General features: G+C 63.4%; 21 protein-coding genes. 15 read left to right on the top strand and 6 right to left on the bottom strand.

What is annotated here, in order from left to right; genetic code table 11:
• Window positions 1–91: 91 nt before the first annotated feature.
• Window positions 92–421, bottom strand: a complete 330-nt coding sequence (locus F615_RS0115275) for a type II toxin-antitoxin system RelE/ParE family toxin (RefSeq protein ID WP_019562045.1) — start codon at window positions 419–421, stop codon at window positions 92–94.
• On the bottom strand, window positions 418–669 hold the full coding sequence (locus tag F615_RS0115270) for a type II toxin-antitoxin system ParD family antitoxin (protein ID WP_026330371.1): 252 nt from the start codon (window positions 667–669) through the stop codon (window positions 418–420). The genes F615_RS0115275 and F615_RS0115270 overlap by 4 nt, the downstream gene beginning before the upstream one ends.
• Window positions 670–738: 69 nt before the next feature.
• Here F615_RS0115270 and F615_RS0115265 point away from each other — a divergent pair, with 69 nt between their 5' ends.
• The 8 genes from F615_RS0115265 (at window position 739) to F615_RS0115230 (ending at window position 7726) form a co-directional block, all read left to right on the top strand.
• Window positions 739–1353 carry a hypothetical protein gene (locus F615_RS0115265; RefSeq protein ID WP_019562043.1) on the top strand — a complete coding sequence of 205 codons (615 nt, stop codon included), beginning with the start codon at window positions 739–741 and terminating at the stop codon, window positions 1351–1353.
• 104 nt (window positions 1354–1457) lie between these two features.
• A complete protein-coding gene (locus tag F615_RS18810; protein WP_019562042.1) occupies window positions 1458–1736 on the top strand; it encodes a hypothetical protein in 279 nt (92 codons plus the stop codon).
• A gap of 131 nt (window positions 1737–1867) precedes the next feature.
• Window positions 1868–3550 (top strand): AICE element replication initiation protein, encoded by a 1683-nt coding sequence (locus F615_RS0115255; RefSeq protein ID WP_019562041.1) that lies wholly within the window; start codon window positions 1868–1870, stop codon window positions 3548–3550.
• The gene (locus tag F615_RS0115250) at window positions 3547–4446 is read left to right on the top strand and encodes a hypothetical protein (protein ID WP_019562040.1); all 900 of its coding nucleotides are present in this window, start codon (window positions 3547–3549) and stop codon (window positions 4444–4446) included. The genes F615_RS0115255 and F615_RS0115250 overlap by 4 nt, the downstream gene beginning before the upstream one ends.
• Window positions 4447–4973: 527 nt before the next feature.
• Entirely contained in the window at window positions 4974–5417 is a 444-nt protein-coding gene (locus F615_RS0115245) for a hypothetical protein (protein ID WP_019562039.1), read from the top strand.
• A 61-nt stretch (window positions 5418–5478) separates the two neighbouring features.
• Window positions 5479–5940, top strand: a complete 462-nt coding sequence (locus tag F615_RS0115240) for a DUF2924 domain-containing protein (RefSeq protein ID WP_019562038.1) — start codon at window positions 5479–5481, stop codon at window positions 5938–5940.
• Window positions 5937–7277 (top strand): recombinase family protein, encoded by a 1341-nt coding sequence (locus F615_RS0115235; RefSeq protein ID WP_019562037.1) that lies wholly within the window; start codon window positions 5937–5939, stop codon window positions 7275–7277. The genes F615_RS0115240 and F615_RS0115235 overlap by 4 nt, the downstream gene beginning before the upstream one ends.
• Window positions 7274–7726 carry a hypothetical protein gene (locus F615_RS0115230; protein ID WP_019562036.1) on the top strand — a complete coding sequence of 151 codons (453 nt, stop codon included), beginning with the start codon at window positions 7274–7276 and terminating at the stop codon, window positions 7724–7726. The genes F615_RS0115235 and F615_RS0115230 overlap by 4 nt, the downstream gene beginning before the upstream one ends.
• 9 nt (window positions 7727–7735) lie before the next feature.
• Here F615_RS0115230 and F615_RS0115225 read toward each other — a convergent pair whose 3' ends face one another.
• Both F615_RS0115225 and F615_RS0115220 read right to left on the bottom strand, forming a co-directional pair.
• A complete protein-coding gene (locus F615_RS0115225) occupies window positions 7736–8251 on the bottom strand; it encodes a GNAT family N-acetyltransferase (protein WP_245558375.1) in 516 nt (171 codons plus the stop codon).
• Window positions 8236–8529, bottom strand: a complete 294-nt coding sequence (locus F615_RS0115220; protein WP_019562034.1) for a type II toxin-antitoxin system TacA family antitoxin — start codon at window positions 8527–8529, stop codon at window positions 8236–8238. Before F615_RS0115220 ends, F615_RS0115225 begins: the two co-directional genes overlap by 16 nt.
• 623 nt (window positions 8530–9152) lie before the next feature.
• Between F615_RS0115220 and F615_RS0115210 the strand changes: the two genes are divergently transcribed.
• From F615_RS0115210 to F615_RS0115180, 7 genes are all read left to right on the top strand, one after another.
• The gene (locus tag F615_RS0115210) at window positions 9153–10091 is read left to right on the top strand and encodes a helix-turn-helix transcriptional regulator (protein WP_019562033.1); all 939 of its coding nucleotides are present in this window, start codon (window positions 9153–9155) and stop codon (window positions 10089–10091) included.
• Window positions 10078–11634 (top strand): class I SAM-dependent DNA methyltransferase, encoded by a 1557-nt coding sequence (locus tag F615_RS0115205; protein WP_019562032.1) that lies wholly within the window; start codon window positions 10078–10080, stop codon window positions 11632–11634. Before F615_RS0115210 ends, F615_RS0115205 begins: the two co-directional genes overlap by 14 nt.
• The gene (locus tag F615_RS0115200; protein WP_019562031.1) at window positions 11624–12928 is read left to right on the top strand and encodes a restriction endonuclease subunit S; all 1305 of its coding nucleotides are present in this window, start codon (window positions 11624–11626) and stop codon (window positions 12926–12928) included. Before F615_RS0115205 ends, F615_RS0115200 begins: the two co-directional genes overlap by 11 nt.
• The gene (locus F615_RS0115195) at window positions 12925–13674 is read left to right on the top strand and encodes an abortive infection family protein (RefSeq protein WP_019562030.1); all 750 of its coding nucleotides are present in this window, start codon (window positions 12925–12927) and stop codon (window positions 13672–13674) included. Before F615_RS0115200 ends, F615_RS0115195 begins: the two co-directional genes overlap by 4 nt.
• Entirely contained in the window at window positions 13671–15968 is a 2298-nt protein-coding gene (locus F615_RS0115190) for an ATP-binding protein (RefSeq protein WP_019562029.1), read from the top strand. The genes F615_RS0115195 and F615_RS0115190 overlap by 4 nt, the downstream gene beginning before the upstream one ends.
• Window positions 15968–19171 carry a type I restriction endonuclease subunit R gene (locus tag F615_RS0115185; RefSeq protein WP_019562028.1) on the top strand — a complete coding sequence of 1068 codons (3204 nt, stop codon included), beginning with the start codon at window positions 15968–15970 and terminating at the stop codon, window positions 19169–19171. The genes F615_RS0115190 and F615_RS0115185 overlap by 1 nt, the downstream gene beginning before the upstream one ends.
• A gap of 97 nt (window positions 19172–19268) precedes the next feature.
• The gene (locus F615_RS0115180) at window positions 19269–20159 is read left to right on the top strand and encodes a GIY-YIG nuclease family protein (RefSeq protein WP_026330369.1); all 891 of its coding nucleotides are present in this window, start codon (window positions 19269–19271) and stop codon (window positions 20157–20159) included.
• A gap of 13 nt (window positions 20160–20172) precedes the next feature.
• On the opposite strand, the gene F615_RS0115175 is transcribed toward F615_RS0115180, so the two are convergent.
• Together F615_RS0115175 and F615_RS0115170 are read right to left on the bottom strand one after the other, a co-directional pair.
• Complete coding sequence (locus F615_RS0115175) at window positions 20173–20631, bottom strand: lysozyme (protein ID WP_026330368.1); 459 nt, start codon at window positions 20629–20631, stop codon at window positions 20173–20175.
• Window positions 20628–21104, bottom strand: coding sequence for a hypothetical protein (locus tag F615_RS0115170; RefSeq protein WP_019561361.1), 477 nt, complete (start codon window positions 21102–21104; stop codon window positions 20628–20630). The genes F615_RS0115175 and F615_RS0115170 overlap by 4 nt, the downstream gene beginning before the upstream one ends.
• Window positions 21105–21160: the final 56 nt, after the last annotated feature.

The raw sequence follows: 21160 nt of genomic DNA, 5'->3' as shown, positions 1-21160 counted from the left end.
GCGAACTCGATGTGACAGTGGTGATGGTCGTGACGGTCGTTGCTTATTGTTTGCACCGGCGAGCACACGGACATCCACCGGCGGTAGACCATCACACGGGGTCAGGCTCCTGCATCCACGCCGGGATGTCTCGCTGGCCGTGCAGCACACGCCAGACGTCGATGTGGTCCGGGCGCTCGACGTAGAAAACGAGGTGCGGGTAGCGCGTCAGCGGCCATGCACGCAGGCCCGGCAGGTTGAGTTCATGGGCGTAGCGCGAGGAGCCGGTGGCCGGATGGCGACCGATGTGCCCGTAAGCCTTCTCCAGCGCATCGATGAAGCCGATTGCCACGGCTTTGCCCGCCTCACTCAAGTAGTAGGCCACGGCCTCGTCCACATCCCGGTTGGCCTGCTCACGCGGGATGACGGGCTTGGCCTTCACGCCTTGGCAGCGGGCTCGTTGGCTTTGCGCACCCGACCCCGCAGCCCCTCGAAGTAGCTGGCATCAGCAGGGGCCGCCGGGGCCGAGGCCGCTCCAGCCAACAGCAGCTTGCGCAATTGCTGGCGGTCTTGGTCCTTGCGGATCAGTTCACGTATGTACTCGCTGCTCGTGCCATAGCCGCGCTGGCTGACCTGCTCGTCCACGAAGGACTTCAGGGCGTCGGGGAGAGAGATGTTCATCGTGCTCATGGCGCAAGTGTGGGTTCTTTGGCAAAATTTGGCAAGACCTGTATTCCACCCTACCGAAAGAAGGCATCCATGCCCCACCCGAACAACTGCCTGCGCTACTGGGACCTGGCCGACCACATCCGCATCGATGACGCCATTGCCCTGTGGTGTGGCGTGGAGCCTGCCGAGCTCGCCAGTCTGAACTTCGAGACCCAGTGCATGAGCGCCAAGCGGGCCGCGCTGGTTACCGCCCTGCGCACGGGGCGCCTCGAATATGAAGATCTGGGCATCGTCACCGCGCGTGGGCAGGTGTTCAAGGGCGCGCCCATCGACGAGTTGCTGGAGAAGGATCGACTGGTGATCGACAAGGCCAGTCTGCGCAGGTGGTTCGAGCAACTGCCGTTCGAGGATCGCCCGGCCTTCCTGTTCGACGAGGCGCGGCAGCCGGTGTTGCCAGATGGCAGCAACGTCGAGGAGATGAACAGCCAAAAGGCGCTGGCACTCATGGCCGTGCTCTTGGCGCGTCAATCGGCGAAGTACCGCGCCGGTGAGCGCCCGAATGCCGATGCCATCGCCAAGGCGGTGCTCGAAGTGGCCTACGAGTTGATGCCCAACAACGAGCGCGGTTTGCTGTCCCTGCACAAGAAGCTTTCGACGGCATTGAAGCAGTTCGGCCCGGAGATCCGTAGCCACCGCGTCTTCTGACGGTCCATTTCTGAACTTCAGAAAACCTTTCTGAACTTGCTGTTCGCCAGCGACTGGGCGAACCACGATGGCGGCATTCCCAATGAATCCGAAGGAGTGCCGTCATGCCCAAACGGGCCCGAACAACCCAGGTTGCCAGCACCGCTGATCTGCGTGCTGAATTCTGGCAAGCGCCCGATGAGGCCTTGCTCGACCGTAAAACAGCCGCCGCCGGCATGGGCTACACCGTCGGCTGGCTGGAGTGGACTGCCACCCACGGCGGCGGCCCCATCCTCACCAAGATCGGACGCACCGTCCGCTATCGCAAGGCCGATGTGCTGGCTTGGCTGGAGGCCAACAGCCGCCGCGTCGAGCGCACCTCCGAAGGGGTGGAGCGGGGATGATGGTGAGCGCATTCATCCCCTCCCCAGACGGAGTCATAGAGAACGACCGTCACCACCATCACGACCATCACGCGGTCGCGGTGGATACAGCGGTAACGAAGGCACCGACACCTGACACCGATCCCGTTGGTGTGATCGAGGCGGCACTGGTCCGTCTGGCCGATGACGTGGGCGTGCTGGCCGAGGACGACGTGGTGCGCGCCTTCTCGATCCTCAAGGCCACGGACCTGCCGACCTACTTGCGCCTGCGCCACGCCGCCAAGAAGGCCAATCGCGATTGCTCGGTGACGGTGCTCGACAAGCTGGTGCGCGATGAACTGCCCGGCAGCGATGACGACGCGAGCGCGCTTGATGAACTGGTAGCGCTGGCCAGAGCGCAGTGCCAGTTGCACCACGATGCCGACCGCAATGCGGTGGCCGTGATTCCCATGCCTGGTCGGCGCGAAGTGTGGCGCGTGTATTCGTCCGGCTTCGAGGACTGGCTGCGGGCGGCGTACTGGCGTGCCAAGGAAATGGGCGTGCCGGAAACGACGATGAAGTCGGCCCTGGCCACGCTCGCTGCTGCCGGCATCAACGATGGCGAGCAGATCGAGCTTCACGTCCGCGCCGCCCGGTATGGCGATGGCTACCTGATCGATCTGGCCGATGCGCAGTGGCAGGCCATTCACGTCACCCCCCAGGGCTGGCGGGTGGTGAGCGGGTCGCCGGTGTACTTCACCCGCACGCCCTCGATGCGCCCGCTGCCGATGCCGGCGGCCCATGGCGATATCGGGTTGCTCTGGCAGCACACCAACATCCCGGCACACAGCCGCGTGATGGTGCTGGCGTGGCTGCTGGACTGCTTTCGCCCCGACACCCCCTTCCCGGTGCTGGAACTGGTGGGCGAACAAGGCTCGGCCAAGTCCACTACGCAATCCGTGCTGCGCAGCCTGGTTGATCCCAACAAGGTGGGCTTGCGCGGCCGTCCCAAGACGGTGGAGGACATCTTCGTCGCCGCCGCCAACAACTGGCTGGTCAGCTACGAGAACCTCTCCGGCCTGACGCCCGAGCAGCAAGACGCGTTCTGCACCCTGGCCACCGGCGGTGGCTTTGCCTCGCGCCAGCTTTACACCAACGGCGAAGAGCACGTCATGGAAACCAAGCGGCCGGTAGTGTTGAACGGCATCGCCGTGGTCGCCACACGCCCCGACTTGATCGACCGAGTGATTCACGTCGATCTGCCCACCATCCCAGCGGATGCCCGGCGCGACGATGCCGACACCCACGCGGGCTGGGAACGCGATCAGCCGAAGGTGTTCGCGGGCTTGCTCGATCTGTTCTCAGCGGCCTTGGCCATTTTGCCGACGGTCAAGCTCACCCAGAAGCAGCGCATGGCTGATTACGAACGGCTGGGCGAAGCGGTAGCCCGTGCTCTCGGTTTCGAGGCTGGCGAATTCCAGCAGCAATACGCTGATCTCGTGCGCGCGGGCATCGACCGTGCGCTGGAGAGCAATGCCGTCGCGCAGGCGCTCGACAAGTACCTTGCCGAGCGCGTGCTGCCCATCAACTGGCAAGGCACCGCCGGTCAGCTCTACGAACTGCTCAACACCCACAGCCTCCCGGACCGCAGCACTTGGCCGCGCTCGCCCAAGGGCTTGTCGGACCAGTTGCGCCGCATCGCCCCGGCCTACCGCGCCAAGGGCATCCACATCACCCACCTCGGCCACAGCCGGGAGGGCGCGCTCTGGCGCATCACCACCCAAAAACAGTACGCCACGCCGCCCGGCGTCTCCCGCACCTCTGTGGGCGGCATTCGATATGGAGAACACAAATGAAGATGAACCCTTTCACCAAGAAAGCCGCAACAGCGGTCAGCCCGAGATCCGCCGAGGGCGCATCACCCCTGAATGAAATCGGGGACGTCAGCGCTGTGGCGCAGATGTTTGAGCGCCTGCGCCAGCAGAACGCCCAATACGACCAGGCCATTGCCGCATTGATCGCGGCCAACCGTATCAGCAACGGCTGGGACAAACCTGCCGAGCCGGAGATGACGCTGACCATCCAGCGCGAAGTGCTGCTGGCCTTGGGTGATACCGAAGCACTGGCCAAGTTCGATCAGGAACACCAGCAGGCATTGGCACAGGAACACGCCGCCCGCGTGAAAGCCACGCAGCAGGTGCTGGAGGCGCCCACCCGCGTCAAGGCACTGGAGCAGTACCTCAACGATCTGGCTGGGCAGATGGTGGCCGGGGTAGATGAGTCCCTCATCGATCAGGAAATCCGCCGCATCTTCCAGCCCAGCGCACAGCGGATGCTGGAGGCCGCTAAGATCTTCGTGCAGGCCTGGCGCGAGATGCAAAGCGTGGAGGCAGTGCTGTTGCAGCGCGTGCGTCTGACGCACACCCGCGTGACGGGCGACACCTGCACTCACTTCGACCACGAGCTGATCGGACCAACGCGCGCTGGCGAGCTGCTGCCAACTTTGATCGCGGGTATCCCGTATGAAGAGCTGCGTGACCTGAACGACCAGTTCACCCGCACCGACAACGAACTGGTCGAGGCGCTGGACACCGCCCTGCGCAGTGCAGGATTCGACGGCTGGGGGCTGAAGGTCTATCACCCGAGGGCCAAAGGTGATGAGCGCCGTATCTACGCGCCCGATCCCAATCCGCCGAAGAAGCATCTCGGTCATGGCACGGGCCTGTCGACCGTCGTGCGCGTGGACGTGTGAGGGCGGCTGCTATGGACATCCAGCCATCGCGCCGGCACCAACCTGATCGTTTCGGGCCGCTGTCGCCGCGTATCGCCTCCGGGCCAGAGGGGCTGGAGCACCAGCCCATCCTGCAGCGGGTATTGCCACCGGCAGCGCATGCCGCCATCGCGCGTGATGACGGCATCGGTGTATTGCCTTCTGTGCCGCAAACCGCATGGGGCGAGTCCCCATTCACCGTACCCGGCAAGGGGGCGACAAGTATCGTGCGCAGACCACGCTGCGCCCGGATCAAGCTGCCGTGGTGGTGGCGTTGGTTGTGTGCAGCCGCGCGTATTGAACGCCGCCTCTGGCATTGGTGGCAGCGCCATTTCCAGCGCCCGTCGCGTTGGCGTCGCCGCCGGTGAAATGGGTCCTTCCCTCACAAGAACCGATACGGGGGGCGCAGCCGCGCTACCCCGCTACCGACAGACCCCGAAACGGGGTTACCAGTTACCACCCCGGTTACCACCTGGCGATGCGCCGGGTTACCACTCAAGGAGTCTTTGATGAACCACACGATAGAACCCCAAGCCCGCAACCGCGCCAGCCAGTTGCCTGTTGAACGACTGCAGCACTACGACCCGGAAGTCCACCAGCGCGTGCAGCAGTGGTTTGCCAGCGGCCAGCCGCTGGTCTGGATTCCCATCCTCAGCCAGCAGAACTTCCCAGACGTCCCGCCGCAGGTCTTGCGGTTTGCCGACCGATTCCAGGCGGCGATGCGCTGGCCCATCCAACGCCCGGAGGACTTGCTCGATTTGCCTGATGGCATCACCGGGTGGCTGCTGCCTGCCGATGCTGAAGATACTGACGTGGCCTGCGGCGTTTGGAACGGAGAGATCTACATCCTGGGCATCAAGGACCGGCGCACCGGCCGGCCGCAGACGCTGCTGGGAGAGCGTGTCGATGTTGCGACAGGGCAAGCCGACGCCCCCGAACAGAGCGCGGTTTGACTTGGCTTCTGGTCGCCACAGCGCGTTCATGGACCTGTCTCAACCACAGGAGAAGTTCGAAATGACTGGCTCCCCCAACGGCAGCATCTCGGCGCAGTTGGCGGCACTGCCCTCCCTGCCAATGTCCGACCTCTGGGCGCTGTGGGATCAGTACTTTCCCCGGCGGCCCAGTCATCCCAATCGCCAATACGTGGAGTCGCGTCTGGCCTACCGCATCCAGGAGAAGGCATACGGCGCGCTGCCGACCAACATCCGCAAGATGCTGGTCGAGGCCGGAGCCAAGCATTCCAAGATCAAGTCGGCTGCCGGACGCAGCGCCCAGACACTGCTCATGCCCGGCACCACGCTGATCAGGGAATGGGATGAGCGCGAGTACCGCGTGACGATCACGCCCGATGGTCTGTATGCCCTGGATGGCCAGGTGTTCAAGAGCCTGTCGGCGGCAGCACGCCACATCACCGGCACGCGCTGGAACGGACCGAAGTTCTTCGGTTTGCGTGATCGTAAGGGGGATGATCAATGAGTGCGCCGCTGCTGGCGCCGCCGAAGCGCTGCGCGGTGTACTGCCGCGTCTCCAGCGACGAGCGCTTGGACCAGTCGTTCAACTCCATCGACGCCCAGAAAGAAGCCGGGCACGCTTTCATCAAGAGCCAGAGCCACGAGGGCTGGATCGCCGTGGCCGACGACTACGATGATCCCGGCTACTCCGGCGGCAACATGGACCGGCCCGCCCTGCGCCGCCTGATGGCCGACATCGAGGCCGGCAAGATCGACATCGTGGTGGTCTACAAGATCGACCGCCTGTCGCGCTCGTTGGCCGATTTCGCGCGGATGGTCGATGTGTTCGACCGCCACCGAGTCAGCTTCAGCGCCGTCACGCAGCAGATCAACTCGGCCACGTCGATGGGCCGGCTGATGCTCAACGTTTTGCTGTCTTTCGCGCAGTTCGAACGCGAGGTCACCGGTGAGCGCATCCGCGACAAGATCGCCGCCAGCAAAGCCAAGGGGATGTGGATGGGCGGGCCGCTGCCGCTTGGGTATGACGTGCGGGATCGTCTGCTGGTGATCAATGAGGTAGAGGCCAAGCTGGTACGCCGCATCTTCGATGACTTTGTGACCGTGCGCTCGGCCACCCTGATGGCCAAGGCCTACGGTGCAGAAGGCGTGGTCACCAAGGGGGGCAAGCCCTTCACCAAGCAGACGATCTACAAGATGCTGAACAACCGGATGTACCTGGGCGAGATCGTCCACAAGGGGCAGAGTTTCCCTGGCCAGCATCAGGCCATCGTGACGCAGGCGCAGTGGGATGCCGTGCACGCACTGATCGCCACCGATGGCATCGAACGGCGGCGCGAGACCAACGACCGCCAGCGTGAGCCAGCGTTGTTGCGTGGCCTGCTGTTTACGCCCGATGGTGAACGGCTGGTGCCCAGCTACACCAGGAAGAAGGGCAAGACCTACCGCTACTACACGCCGATCAGACACCGGCGCTTTGGCGCGTGGGCCAGCAGCCACGGACCGTTGCCAGCGGCACCCATCGAGGAATTGGTGACGCAGCAAATCGTGGCGGCGCTCTCGGCCCCGCACATCGTGCAATCGGTGTGGGATCGGATTCGGACAGCCCGCCCAGACCTGTCGGAGCCTGAGGTCGTGCTTCCGATGCGAAATCTGGCGGGCCTGTGGCAACAGCTGTTCCCCGCCGAACAGTGTCGACTGGCGCAGTTGCTGATCGAGCGCGTGGTGATTGCCGACGGTGGGCTGGAAATCATCTGGCGCGATCAGGGCTGGCAGGAACTGGCCGGGGAACTGCTGCCCGGCACCATCGGCGCGGAACTGCAGGAGATGGAGGAAACCGTATGAAGCCCAAAGTGCAGGCTTTGGGCGGACCCGTTGCGCGCGAGCACCGGGACGGCGGCCAGGTCAAGCTGTCCACCTTCATCCCGCTGAAGATCAGGAAGCGCGGCGCCAGCAAGGTGGTGCTGCGCCCGGATGGCCAGGTCGAGTCGCCGGGCAAGGTCGCCAGCCAGATCGACCAACCCTTGCTGGTGGCACTGACGCGGGCCTTCTACTGGCAGCAACTGCTCGACGACGGGGTGGTTGCCAGCGGCAGCGAGATCGCCCGACGTGAAGGCCTGCATCATTCGACGGTCAACGAACTGCTGCGTCTGACGCTACTGCAGCCCGCCATCATCCAGGCCATCCTGGCAGGCAAGCAGCCGCGCTGCATGAGCCTGCTGTGGTTCCAGCGGAACCCGCTGCCGACCGACTGGGTGGCGCAGCGGGAGGTGCTCGCGAGGTTCGATGCGTGAGGGTGTGACTCAACGAACCCAGCGACGGGCGTCCTTCAAGAGCAGTAGCAACTGCTGCTCGCGCAGCGGCGAGGCGATGAACCCAAATCGGGTGTAGAACCTGGTCGCGTCTTCATCAATCGGATGGGTCAGCATGGCCCGCACACCGGCCTGCTCGGCGATCACCAGCGTGCGGCGGATCGCATCCTGAAGCATCCCGATGCCGATCCCGCGGCCCTGGTGCTCGCGTGACACGGCGAGCCGGGCCAAGATCACCACCGGCACCGGGTACTGTCCCATGCCCTTGCGGATACGCTCCGGCGCTTCCAGCGTGTCGACCTGGCCTACGGTCAGGCTGAAGTAGCCTGCGACGCGGTCGTCACCATCGGCGGCCACGACGAAGGTCTTGGCCGAGCCACTGCCCTGCGCCTGGCGGGCGTGGCGCAGCAGCCAATCGTTCAGCGCAGGCTTGCCGCAGTCGAAGCCTTCCAGCCGATGCTGTGCGGCCAGAGGCGCCGGTGCCCGCAGCGTCACTTGGCGTCCCAAGGGGCCTTGCGGGCGAACAGGTCGGCCAAGCCGTCGTTGGCCTGCTCGGAGCGCTCGAGCAACTCCATCAGGGCCTGGTACTGGCTGCCCGAGACCATGAACAATCGTTGGTCCAGCAGGGTCTGCTCGGCGGCCAGGCAGGCGCTGTCGAGGATGAAGTCGGTCAGCGACTTGTGGGCCACCTCGGCGGCACGGCGCAGCACGGCCTCCTGTTCGGGCGTGGCGCGCAGCCCCAGGCGGGCAGTACGGGCAGCAGGCGAGGATGCGATGGCGGTCATGGCGGCGCCTTTCTTGTTCGATCAATGGACGCCATGTTAGTACAACCGACGCACGCGGTCCAGTTCGCTGGGGCGATCGCCGCCCTGGTTGACGATGAACCGCCGCGCGTAAGTCATTGATTTTGATGAATCAGGCGCTGCGGCTACCCGCAAGCCAGCCGGAGAACAGAGACGGCTCTGGCCGAGACAATGGCCGATTTTGGGTGTTTTGGCTGGCCCCCACCCGCAGGGCGGATGGCCGGAATCCCGCGTGGCGCGGGGCCGGCGTCAAAAGGAAAGGGCCCGGAGACTTTCCGGGCCCTTGTGTATGGTGGTGCTGGGGCGACGCCACGCGGCCTATCACGGCTGCAATGAGTCCCCATAAGCATGCTTGGGCGGCGATTCTACACGGATCGTTGTCATTTGGGGCACGCATGTCGCGCCCAACCGTCTTTCGAGGACGCTGGTTCAACCTCCAAGCACGGAATCGAACTCGCCTCCCAAGGCTCGGCCATCTCCGTGTTGTTGCCGTCCAGATTGTGGCGCATAATGTCATCAGTTTGATGATGTGAGTCGCCTAGCAATGGACAAACATAAAACCAATCGCAGCCTTTCGGTCGTCCGTCTTGGATGAGGAACCTTCGGTGACCCAACCTCAGCGCGTCGAGACCTTGAGCCACGCCCAGCGCGAGCGGCTGGCCTACATCGACTTCCGGCTCTACTTTTTCGGTGAGATCGGCCGTCCCGACCTCATCGAGCGCTTCGGGGTGGCGCCGGCCGGGGCCACGCGTGACTTGGCGCTGTACCGGGAAATCGCGCCGCAGAACATCCTTTTTGACGGCAGCCACAAGGTCTACCGTATCGGACAGGCGTTTTCCCCCCTGTTCGAGCACGCCCCGCAGCGCGTGCTGTCGGCGCTGGCCCATGGGTTTGGCGAAGGCGTGAATAGCCCGGCCCGGTCCTTGCAACCGCTGCTGCCGTGCGAGTCGCCCGCTGTTCTCTCCAACCCCAGGATGGAGGTGTTGGCCCCGGTCTGCCGGGCGATCCACGCCAAGCGGCCCCTCGCCATTCGCTACCACTCAATGACGAGCGGTGAGACCGAGAGGATCATCGTTCCCTTCGCGCTGGTGGACACCGGCCTGCGCTGGCACGTGCGGGCCTTTGATCGTCTGCGTGGCGAGTTCCGGGACTTCGTCCTCACGCGCATCGAAGCGCCGACTTTGCTGGATGAAGCAGCCCAGGCCTTTGAGCGGCCCGATCACGACATCCAGTGGACGCGCATCGTCGAACTGGAGCTCGTGCCGCACCCGCGCCTGCAACGTCCCGAGATCATCGAGCGGGATTACGGGATGCAGGGCGGCTTGCTGCGGGTGCGCGTGCGCGCGGCGGTCGCCGGCTACATGCTGCTGCGCTGGAGCGTGGACTGCTCGCCCGACCATCGCCTCACCGAAGAACAGTACCGCCTGTGGCTGGCCGATCCGCTGGCGCTGTACGGCGTCGAAAACGCCAAGCTCGCGCCGGGCTACCAGCCCCCGCCAGCCAAGACATCACGCAAAGGACAAGAACACGATGGCAAAGATTGACACCGCCAAGAATGGCAACGGGGCTCACCTCGGCTTCGAAGCCGATCTCTTCAAAGCTGCCGACAAGCTGCGCGGCAACATGGAGCCTTCCGACTACAAGCACGTCGCGCTGGGCTTGATCTTTTTGAAGTACATCTCGGACGCCTTCGAGACCAAGCACAGGGCGTTGTTGGCGGAAGACGCCCAGGCTGCCGAAGACAAGGACGAGTACCTCGCGGACAACGTCTTCTGGGTGCCGAAGGAAGCGCGCTGGTCGCACCTGCAGGCCAACGCCAAGCGGCCCGAGATCGGCACCCTGATCGATGACGCGATGCGCGCCATCGAGAAAGACAACGAGTCGCTCAAGGGCGTGCTGCCCAAGGACTACGCCAGGCCCGCGCTCAACAAGGTGATGCTGGGCGAGCTGATCGACCTGATTTCCGGGATTGCGCTGGGCGAGGCGGGCGACAAATCCCGCGACATCCTCGGCCGCGTGTACGAGTATTTCCTGGGCCAGTTCGCCGGTGCCGAAGGCAAGCGCGGCGGCGAGTTCTACACGCCACGCTCCGTGGTGCGCGTGCTGGTAGAGATGCTGGAGCCGTATTCCGGCCGCGTCTACGACCCTTGCTGCGGCTCGGGCGGCATGTTCGTGCAGAGTGAGAAATTCGTGCAGGAGCACGGCGGGCGCATCGGCGACATCGCCATCTACGGCCAGGAGAGCAACTACACCACCTGGCGCCTGTGCAAGATGAACCTGGCGGTGCGCGGCATCGACGCCGACATCCGTTGGAACAACGAAGGCAGCTTCCACAAGGACGAACTGCGCGACCTCAAGGCCGACTACATCCTCGCCAACCCGCCGTTCAACATCTCCGACTGGGGCGGTGAGCGCCTGCGCGAAGACGTGCGCTGGAGCTTCGGCGTGCCGCCCGTGGGCAATGCCAACTACGCCTGGCTGCAGCACATCCATCACCACCTCGCACCCAACGGCACGGCGGGCGTAGTGCTGGCCAACGGCTCGATGAGCTCGAACCAGTCCGGCGAGGGCGACATCCGCAAGGCGATGCTCGAGGCCGACGTGGTGGACTGCATGGTGGCGCTGCCGGGGCAGCTCTTCTACTCCACGCAGATCCCCGCCTGCCTGTGGTTCCTGGCCCGCAACAAGAACCCGGGCAGGGGCCTGCGCGACCGGCGCGGGCAGGTGCTGTTCATCGACGCGCGCCAGATGGGCGTGCTGGTGGACCGCACCCGGCGCGAACTCACGGACGCCGAAATCAAGAAGATTGCCGACACCTACCACGCCTGGCGCGGTGAACCCGATGCGGGCGAATACCAGGACGTATCCGGCTTCTGCAAATCCGCCACGCTCGAAGAGATCCGCAAACACGGCCACGTACTGACACCGGGCCGCTATGTGGGCGCGGCACAGCAAGAGGACGACGGCGAACCGTTCGAGGAAAAAATGGCTCGGTTGGCGGCCCAGTGGCGCGAACAACGTCTGGAGGCGGCGCGGCTGGATGCGGCGATCGAGGCCAACCTGAAGGAGCTTGGCTATGGCGGGTGAGTGGATAGTGAAGGCAATCGGCGATATCGCGACTGTGGTCGGCGGAAGTACGCCTTCGACGCGGGACCCGGCGAATTTCGACGGCGATATACCGTGGCTAACGCCGAAAGATCTTGCAGGCCCCCACCCCCGCTACATCACGCGTGGTGAGAGGAATCTTTCTCGCATGGGTCTGGAGAGTTGTTCCGCCCAAATCCTTCCCGCGAACAGCGTGCTGCTGTCCAGCCGTGCTCCGATCGGTTATCTCGCCATAGCGAAAAATCCACTTGCAACTAATCAGGGATTTCGCAGCCTCGTCGTAAAGCCCGGCTATGACCACGAATTCATTTATTACTGGTTGTTCGCAAACGTCGCTGAACTCGAACGACATGCGACTGGCAGCACCTTCAAGGAACTGTCTGGTTCGGCACTCAAGCAGATCCGCCTACGACTCCCATCTGCCCTCCACGAACAACGCGCCATCGCCCATATCCTCGGCACGCTGGACGACAAGATCGAGCTGAACCGGCGCATGAGCGAGACGCTGGAGGCGATGGCGCGGGCGCTGTTCAAGGCATGGTTCGTGGACTTCGAGCCCGTGCGCGCCAAGATGGAAGGCCGCTGGCGGCGCGGCCAATCGCTGCCCGGCCTGCCCGCGCACCTCTACGACCTCTTTCCCGACCGCCTCGTCGAATCGGAATTGGGGGAGATTCCTGAGGGGTGGGGGGTGGGAGCGCTTGGCGATGTTGCGGATAATCCACGCCGGGGCATTCAACCAAACAGCATCCAACCGGATACGCCATACATCGCGCTTGAGCACATGCCGAAGCGGTGTATCACACTTTCCGATTGGGGCATCGCTGCCGGTCTCGAAAGCAACAAGTTCGAATTCAGAAGAGGCGAAATTCTCTTTGGAAAACTTCGGCCATACTTTCACAAAGTCGGTGTTGCACCGGTCGATGGCGTGTGCTCAACGGATATTGTCGTAGTCGCTCCAAAGTCTTCTGGTTGGTTTGGTTTCGTGCTCGGCCATGTATCGAGCGTTGAATTTGTCGAGTACACGAACGCTGGCTCGACCGGGACGAAGATGCCGAGAACCAGTTGGGCAGAGATGGCACGCTACGCAGTTGCACTGCCACCGCAGGCTGTCACCCGTGCATTCACGGAGAGGTTACAGCCGTTTGTTGCCCACATCATCGCGGGCGTTCACGAATCCCGCACTCTCGCCCAACTGCGCGACACTCTGCTGCCCAAGCTGATCTCCGGCGAGCTGCGCGTGCCGGATGCCGAGCGCATCGTCGGAGGGGCGGTATGAGCCTGGATTGGTGCCCCGGCATCCGCGAGGCCTGCGCGCATTGGCGCGACGCCCCGATGCTGCAGCAGACCTTCGAGGCCCTGGAACGCACCCTGGAGCAGGACAATGACGCGTGCATCGACTGCGCCAAATCCGTTGTTGAGGCCGTCTGTCGCGTGGTGGTGGAAAGTTTCCACACCCAGCAGGCCCCGCTCAGGCCTACGCAGGAGACGCCCTCGCTGTCGGATTGGCTGAGTGCTGCCGTGCGCGCGCTCAAACTGGGCGATGTGCGCGACGAGAAATTCAAGAAGTTGGTGTCCAGTCATCACAAACTGGCGGACGCCCTCAACGAACTGCGCAACAAGGCGGGCCCCGCCAGCCATGGCAAGGACCCGTATTTGGAACGACTGGCAGCGCACCACCGCCGCACGGCGGTTCTGGCAGCCGACGCCATCGTGGCCTTTCTGCACAAGGCCTATCTGGATGCGCAGCTCGATCCGATCAGCTCCCGCGAGCCGTGGGAGCGGTTCGCAGCAGACAACGCGCTGATCGACGCGCATGTGGGGCTGGCGGTGGACGCAGAAGACGGTGACGCGCCGACCTTGCGTTTCCTACTGCCAGGCGGAGATGAGCTACCTATCAACATCGAAGTCAGCCGTCTGCTTTACCTATTGGATCGGGACGCCTACGTGGAGGCGTTGAACGCGGCGCGCGGGGTGGCGACTTCTGCGGTGGCATCCGCCGATCCACAAGGAGCGCCGGCATGAAGTTGACGCGCATCGCCAAGCTCAAACTCCGGGTCTTTCGGGACTTTGCCTGGCCCAATGACCTGCATCCCTTCGCCCGGTTCAATCTGGTCTATGGCTGGAACGGCAGTGGGAAAACGACGCTGGCCTGGCTGCTCTCACTGGTCGAAAAGCAGATGGCACTCATCGAGGGTGAGGTCGAATTGGAGTTCGACGGTGTCGCGAGGGTAAAAGGTTCGTCGTTCGCATCGGCGACGCTTCCTCAGGTGCGCGTTTTCAACCGCGATTTCGTCGATGCCGCCCTGTCGCAGACGAACGGTGGCATCGCGCCCATCTACTTTCTCGGCAAAGACAGCGTCGAAAAGCAAGCACAGATCGACGAGCTGAAGAAGGAGCTTGCCACTATCAACACCAAAGTGTCGGGAGCAGAAACCACAAAAAGGAATGCCGAGAAGACGCTCGACGATTTCTGCGTGGGGAAGGCCAAGCTCATCAAGGAGCTGCTCACGACTGCGAACAGCCCGTCCTACAACAATTACGACAAGCGCAATTTCAAGCGTGCCGCCGAAGCACTGGATGTGCAGCGCGCAGCCGCCGCGATGCTGGCCGACGAAGAAAAGGCGCGGCTTCGCAGCCAGAAGGACGCCCAGCCCAAACCCAGCATCGACAAAGTTGTCGCGCCGTCTATCGACCTTGATGCATTGGCGCGCGAGGTTGATGCACTGGTCAGCCGTTCAGTCGTCGCACAGACGCTCGATGAGCTGACCAGCAATTCCAGGCTTGCGGCATGGGTGCAGGAGGGGTTGGTGCTGCACTCGGGAGCGCACGCCTCAGATACTTGCCGCTTTTGTCTGCAACCGCTCGCGGGGGCGCGTCGGGCTGCACTCGAAGCCCATTTCAACGATGCTTTTGCGAAGTTCCAACAAGACCTGTCCGCTCTTCTCAAGATGCTGGAGTCGATGAAGCGGGCATTGGGATCGCTGCCGCTTCCTGATGTTTCGCGCTTTTACGAGGCGCTCGCTTCTGACGCATCGACATCGAGTCAAAATGTTTCAGCGGCATGCGCCGAGGCACAAGCCGCGATTGACGCGCTCATTGCACGTGTGGCCGCGAAACGCGATCAGCCATTCGCACCTGCTACCACGGCGACACCCGTTCCTGGTTTAACGCGATCTTCGCTCACCGACGCTGTCGCCGCCTTCAACGCGATCATTGAAAAGCACAACCAGATCTCCGAGCAGTTCAAGGCATCGGTGGAGGAAGCCTGCAAGAAGCTGGAGGCCTCGTACGTTGCCGAGGCACAGGCTGAGTTTGCGCAACTGTCCGACACTGTAAAGACAGCAACCGCTGCGCTGGACACCGTCAAAAAACAGCACGCAGAGGTACAGACGAAGATCGATGCACTGGAGCGTGACATCCTCGAACATCGCCGCGCCGCTGATGAGCTGACCGCAGAGTTACGCGCCTACCTTGGCCGCGACGAACTGCGCTTTGAAACGAAGGGCACCGGCTACGCTTTGACCCGCAACGGCCAGTACGTGGCGCACTTGAGCGAGGGGGAGCGTACGGCGATAGCGTTCCTGTATTTCCTCAAGTCGCTGCAGGATAAATCATTTGATCTCAAGAACGGGATCGTCGTCATTGACGACCCAGTGTCGAGCCTCGACGACAACGCGCTGTTCTCGGCTTTCGGTTACATGAAGGAGCGCACCAAGGAGGCCGGGCAGCTTTTCATCTTCACGCACAGCTTCTCGTTCTTCAGGCTGGTGAAGAACTGGTTCCATCACCTGCCTGGACAGCGCAAGAAGCAGATCGAAGACAGGCCGGCCCGGTTCTTTCTGCTTCGCGCTCGCCGGCACGCCGACGGATCACGAACCAGCGAGCTAGGGTATCTTGACCCTCTCCTAGAAGAACACGAGTCGGAATACCAGTATCTGTTCAAGCGCGTCTACCAGGAGGCCAACCGTAATGATGTGGTCGAACTCGAACACCACTACGGATTGCCCAATGTCGCCCGTCGCTTGCTTGAGGCGTTCTTGGCGTTCCGCTTCCCCGAGATGAGCGGCGATTTGCAGCCGCGCCTCGACCGTGTGTCATTTGATAACGCGAAGAAAACCCGCATCCTGCGACTGCTCAATACCTACTCGCACGCAGGCGCGATTTCCGATCCTGAGCACGACCTTTCTCTCCTTGCTGAGACGCAGCCCGTTCTGCGTGAGGTGCTAGAGCTGATGGAGGCTGTCGACAAGGATCATTACGACGGGCTTATCAAGATGGTGGTCCCGTCTTCCGTCGAAGAACAAGGAGAATCCTGATGGCGTTTCTGTCGGAGGCCGAAGTCGAAAGCGCAATGCTGGATCAGCTGCGCGCGCTCGGTTACAGCATCGAACGCGAGGAGGACATCGGCCCCGATGGACACCGTCCGGAGCGCGAGAGTCACGATGAAGTGATCCTCAAGAACCGGCTCGAGGACGCCGTTCTTCGCCTGAACCCTGGCCTGCCACTGGAGGCCCGCCAGGATGCCATCCGAAAGGTGACGCAGTCCGAACTGCCGTCACTCCTCGAAGAAAACCGCCGCCTCCACAAACTGCTGACAGAAGGCGTGGATGTCGAGTACTACGCCGAAGACGGCACGTTGACGGCGGGCAAGGTGCGGCTGATCGACTTCGAAAATCCGGAGCAGAACGACTGGCTGGCAGTGAGCCAGTTCGTGGTGATCAACGGCCAGAACAACCGGCGGCCCGATGTCGTGGTGTTCGTGAACGGCTTGCCGCTGGCGGTGATCGAGCTGAAAGCGCCGGGCAGTGCGGGCGCGCATCTGGCGGCCGCGTTCAACCAGTTGCAGACCTACAAGCAGCAGATTCCGCAGCTCTTCCACACCAATGCGGTGCTGGTGGCGTCCGATGGACTCATGGCGCGGGTGGGCTCGCTCTCGGCCGATCTCGAACGCTTCATGCCGTGGCGCACCACCGACGGTCGGGAGGTGGCGCCAAAGGGAGCGCCGGAGCTGGAGACGCTGATCGACGGCGTGTTCGAGCCTCGGCGCCTGCTGGACCTGCTGCGCGACTTCACGGTGTTCGGCGAGACGGGAGCCAGCCTCGTCAAGATCATCGCCGGCTATCACCAGTTCCACGCGGTGAAGAAGGCGGTGGAGCAGACCGTGCGTGCCATGCCGCCTGCCCATGTCGCGAAGGAGGACCCGGCCGACTACGGCCTGCCCTCGGTCAAGAGCCAGCGCCCCGGCGACCGGCGCGCCGGTGTGATCTGGCACACCCAGGGTTCGGGCAAGAGCCTGCTGATGGCCTTCTACGCGGGCCTCTTGGTCAAGCATCCCGCGCTGGAAAACCCGACGCTGGTCGTGCTGACCGACCGCAACGACCTGGACGATCAGCTCTTCGCCACCTTCTCGATGTGCCGCGACCTGATCCGCCAGACGCCGGTGCAGGCCGAGGGGCGCGAGCACTTGAAAGAACTGCTCAATCGGGCATCGGGCGGGGTGATCTTCACCACACTGCAGAAGTTTGGCGAGGTCAACGGGCCGCTCACCCTGCGGCGCAATGTCGTGGTCATCGCCGACGAGGCGCACCGCAGCCAGTACGGTTTCAAGGCCAAGGTGGATGCCAGGACCGGCGAGATTTCCTACGGCTTCGCCAAGTACATGCGCGATGCCCTGCCGAACGCCTCGTTCATCGGCTTCACCGGCACGCCGATCGAAAAGGACGACGTCAATACCCCGGCGGTGTTCGGCCACTACATCGACATCTACGACATCAGCCGCGCGGTGGAGGATGGCGCCACGGTGCCGATCTACTACGAGTCGCGCCTGGCGCGCATTGAACTCGACGAGGACGAAAAGCCAAAAATCGACGCTGAGATCGAGGAGATTCTGGAAGACGAGGAAGAACCCGCCCGCGAGCGTGCCAAGCAGAAGTGGGCGACTGTGGAGGCGCTCGTTGGCGCGGACAAGCGCCTACGACTTATCGCCCAGGATATCGTGCAGCACTTCGAGGCTCGCGTCGCCGCGTTGGACGGCAAGGCGATGATCGTCTGCATGAGCCGGCGCATCTGCGTGAAGCTCTACGACGAGATCGTCAAACTGCGCCCCGACTGGCACAGCGACGATGACAACGCCGGGGCCGTCAAGATCGTGATGACAGGGGCGGCCTCCGATCCGCCCGCGTGGCAGAAGCATATCGGCAACAAGGCGCGGCGCGATCTGTTGGCCCGCCGCGCCCGCGATCCGAAAGACCCCTTGAAGCTCGTCATCGTGCGCGACATGTGGCTGACTGGCTTCGATGCGCCGTGCATGCACACCATGTACGTGGACAAGCCGATGCAGGGACACGGACTGATGCAAGCGATTGCGCGGGTGAACCGCGTGTTCCGCGACAAGCCCGCGGGGCTGATCGTGGATTACATCGGCATCGCGCAAAACCTCAAGTCAGCACTGGCGCAGTATTCATCACGCGACCGCGAAAACACTGGCATCGACGAAGCCGAAGCCATCGCGGTGATGCTGGAGAAGGTCGAGATCGTGCGCGACATGTTCCACGGCTTCGACTACCGCTCCGGTCTCAACGGTTCGCCCCAGGAGCGGCTGGCGATGATGGCCAGTGCCATCGAGTGGATCTTGGACAAGCAGCAGCAATGGGCGGGAGAGGAGTCCACCCCGGAAGGCAAGAAGGCCGCGCACCGGCGCTTTTCGGACGCGGTGCTCGCTTTGTCCAAGGCGTTCGCCCTAGCATCCGCCTCCGACGAGGCTCGCGACATCCGGGAGGAAGTCGGTTTCTTCCAGGCGATCCGCGCCGCACTGGTCAAGAGTGGCACGGGCTCCGGCGTGACCCAGCAAGAGCGCGAGTTGGCGATCCAGCAAATCGTCAGCCGTGCAGTGGTCTCCACCGAGATTGTGGATATTCTGGCTGCAGCGGGCATCAAGAGCCCGGACATTTCCATCCTCTCGGACGAGTTCCTCGCCGAAGTAGAGCAGATGGAGAGGAAGAACCTGGCGCTGGAAGCCTTGAAGAAGCTGATCAATGACGGCATTCGCTCGCGCAGCAAGGCCAATATCGTCGAGACGCGGGCGTTTTCGCAACGGCTGGAGGATGCCGTTGCGCGCTACCACGCCAACGCTATCACCACCGCCGAGGTGCTGCAGGAGCTGATCCAGCTGGCCAAAGACATCCGCGCGGCCCGACAGCGTGGCGAAGAGTCTGGATTGTCCGACGAGGAGATTGCCTTCTACGACGCCCTGGCCGAGAACGAAAGCGCCGTGCAGGTCATGGGGGACGACAAACTGCGCGTGATCGCCCACGAGCTGCTGGTGTCCTTGCGCGAAAACGTGTCGGTGGACTGGGCGCACCGTGAATCGGCGCGCGCCCGGATGCGCGTGCTGGTCAAGCGCATCCTGCGCAAGTACGGTTACCCGCCTGACCTTCAAGACGCTGCCGTACAAACCGTGTTGCAACAGGCAGAGGCGTTGTCGTCGGGGTGGTCGGTCTCACGTGGAGGAATGGTTTGAAATGAGTGATCGAGATATTCGCCGTAGAAAGTGCGGTTGGCCGCTAGCGTTTTATGGAACGGCCCGGCCTACGTCGCCCGCGCTGGGGAGCAACTAAATGCAGCCGTTTTCCATCACACTGTTTGCTACCACCGGTGACCCCGAGGGTATTCGCCACGTCGACAAGTCGAACTGGTCGGGCTACGGCGTCGTCTTCACCAAGGAGCTGTTCCATCAGCTAAAGCAGGAGCCGGGTTTCTCGCAGGCTGGCATCTACATCCTGGTTGGCAACGCCGCCGAGGAAACCATCTACATCGGCGAGGCCGACCCCGTCGGTGACCGGCTGAAGAACCACGTCTCGAATAAGGAAGGCTGGGTATGGGGCGTCTACTTCTTCGACCGCAACCACAAGATCGGCAAGACCGAGGTGCAGTACCTGGAGTCGGCGCTGGTGGCGCTGGCCAAGAAGCATGACCGGGCCATCCTTCTGAACAAAAACAACCCGACGGCTCCGACGATGGCCCCAGCAGCCAGGGCAACGGCGCAGGCCTTCCTGGCCGACATGTTGCTGATCCTGCCGATGCTTGGCATCAACGCTTTCACCCAGCCGAAGCAGGAAGACCCGAGCGATCAGGTGCAGCCCGTTGGATCGGAGAACGACAAGTTCGACACCATCGTCGTTCCCGCACGCGAGGAAGGATTCAAGCAGCGCTTCCTGAACGAGCACTGCTGGTTTGCCGTTCGGATCAATGCGAAGCACATCTCGAAGCTGAAGTTCATCGCGGCCTATCAGGTCGCCCCCGTCGCTGCGATCACCCACATTGCCGAGATCGAGGCCATCCTGCCATACAACGACACCGGGAAGTACATGATCAAGTTCAAAGGGCCAGCGACTGCGATTGTCCCGATCCCGCGGCCGGAGAACAGCGAGGTCAATATGCAGTCGTCCCGCTACGCGCTGCGGGAAAAGCTGCTGGCGGCAAAGAATCTGGATGAAGTCTGGGCCTAAGCCCTGAAGTGATTCAGGCCGACAGCATTCGCGCTTCTGCTTCACGGCGAGCGACCAACCCAGGCAGCACCTTTCCGCCGCCGTAGACCCAGCGGCGTAGCTCCGTTGCGGCGGCAGCCCAGTCTCGCTGGTTGACCCGCCGCCGCAGCGTCGACGTCTGCAGCCGCCCCGCGCCGAGGTTGAAGGTGAAGTCGACGATGGCAGCCAGCCGCCCCTCGGGCTCGGTCGCCAGCACCGGGCAGTAGCGCAGTGTGGCGGCAAGCGCCGTCTGCAGGTCACGGGCCAGATAGACTTCCGCTTCGGCTTCTGTGATCGGCGGATGATCCGGATCGCAGAGGTGACCGTAGCCGATCGTCCAGTAGCCGGCCGGGCACAGGTACGGGTGCGCGCGGCCGGGGTCGTGCTTCGGCACGCGATGAAAGCCCTCGAAGCGTTTGGCCAGGTCGATGGCCGCCTGGGGTACTGCGATCACGGCCGCACCCGGTCGAAGACTCGGCCCAGGAACCAGAAGTTCAGGACACCGGCCCACAGCGCCTGGTCGGCCTCGGTCCAGGCCGCCTGGATCGCCGGGATCCACTCGGCACCTGCATCGACGGTGCCCACAAAGGCGGCGGTCTTGGCGGCGCAGTAGAGGGCCATGAACCAGTAGGTGATGACGGGCCGCACGCTGCTGGAGAGTGCATCGGCCCACTTCACCCCCGAGGGCCGCCCCTGCGCCGCCACCGCCTCGCGCAACGCTTCGATGGCCCCGGTATTCCACGCCGCATCCGCTGCCGCACCGATCTCGGCCATGCGCTGCGCGCCACGCAGCTTCTCGAACTCCAGCGCCTTGTCCTGCATCGCGAGTTCATGGCTGCGCTCGCCCTTGCGGTCGAGCCACTTGAGGATCTCCGGCGCAAGACGGAAGGCTCCTCCCAGGAGGCCGCCGAGCAGAGTCTCGATCATTGGCCACCTCCCATGAGCTTGAGTTTGATCGCGGCCCCCACCAGCAGCGCGGCCAG

The organism is Caldimonas manganoxidans ATCC BAA-369 (assembly GCF_000381125.1).
Lineage (GTDB): Bacteria > Pseudomonadota > Gammaproteobacteria > Burkholderiales > Burkholderiaceae_C > Caldimonas > Caldimonas manganoxidans.
The sequence above is the reverse complement of the archived record's forward strand: the minus strand, read 5'-3'. Positions and strand labels throughout refer to the sequence as shown.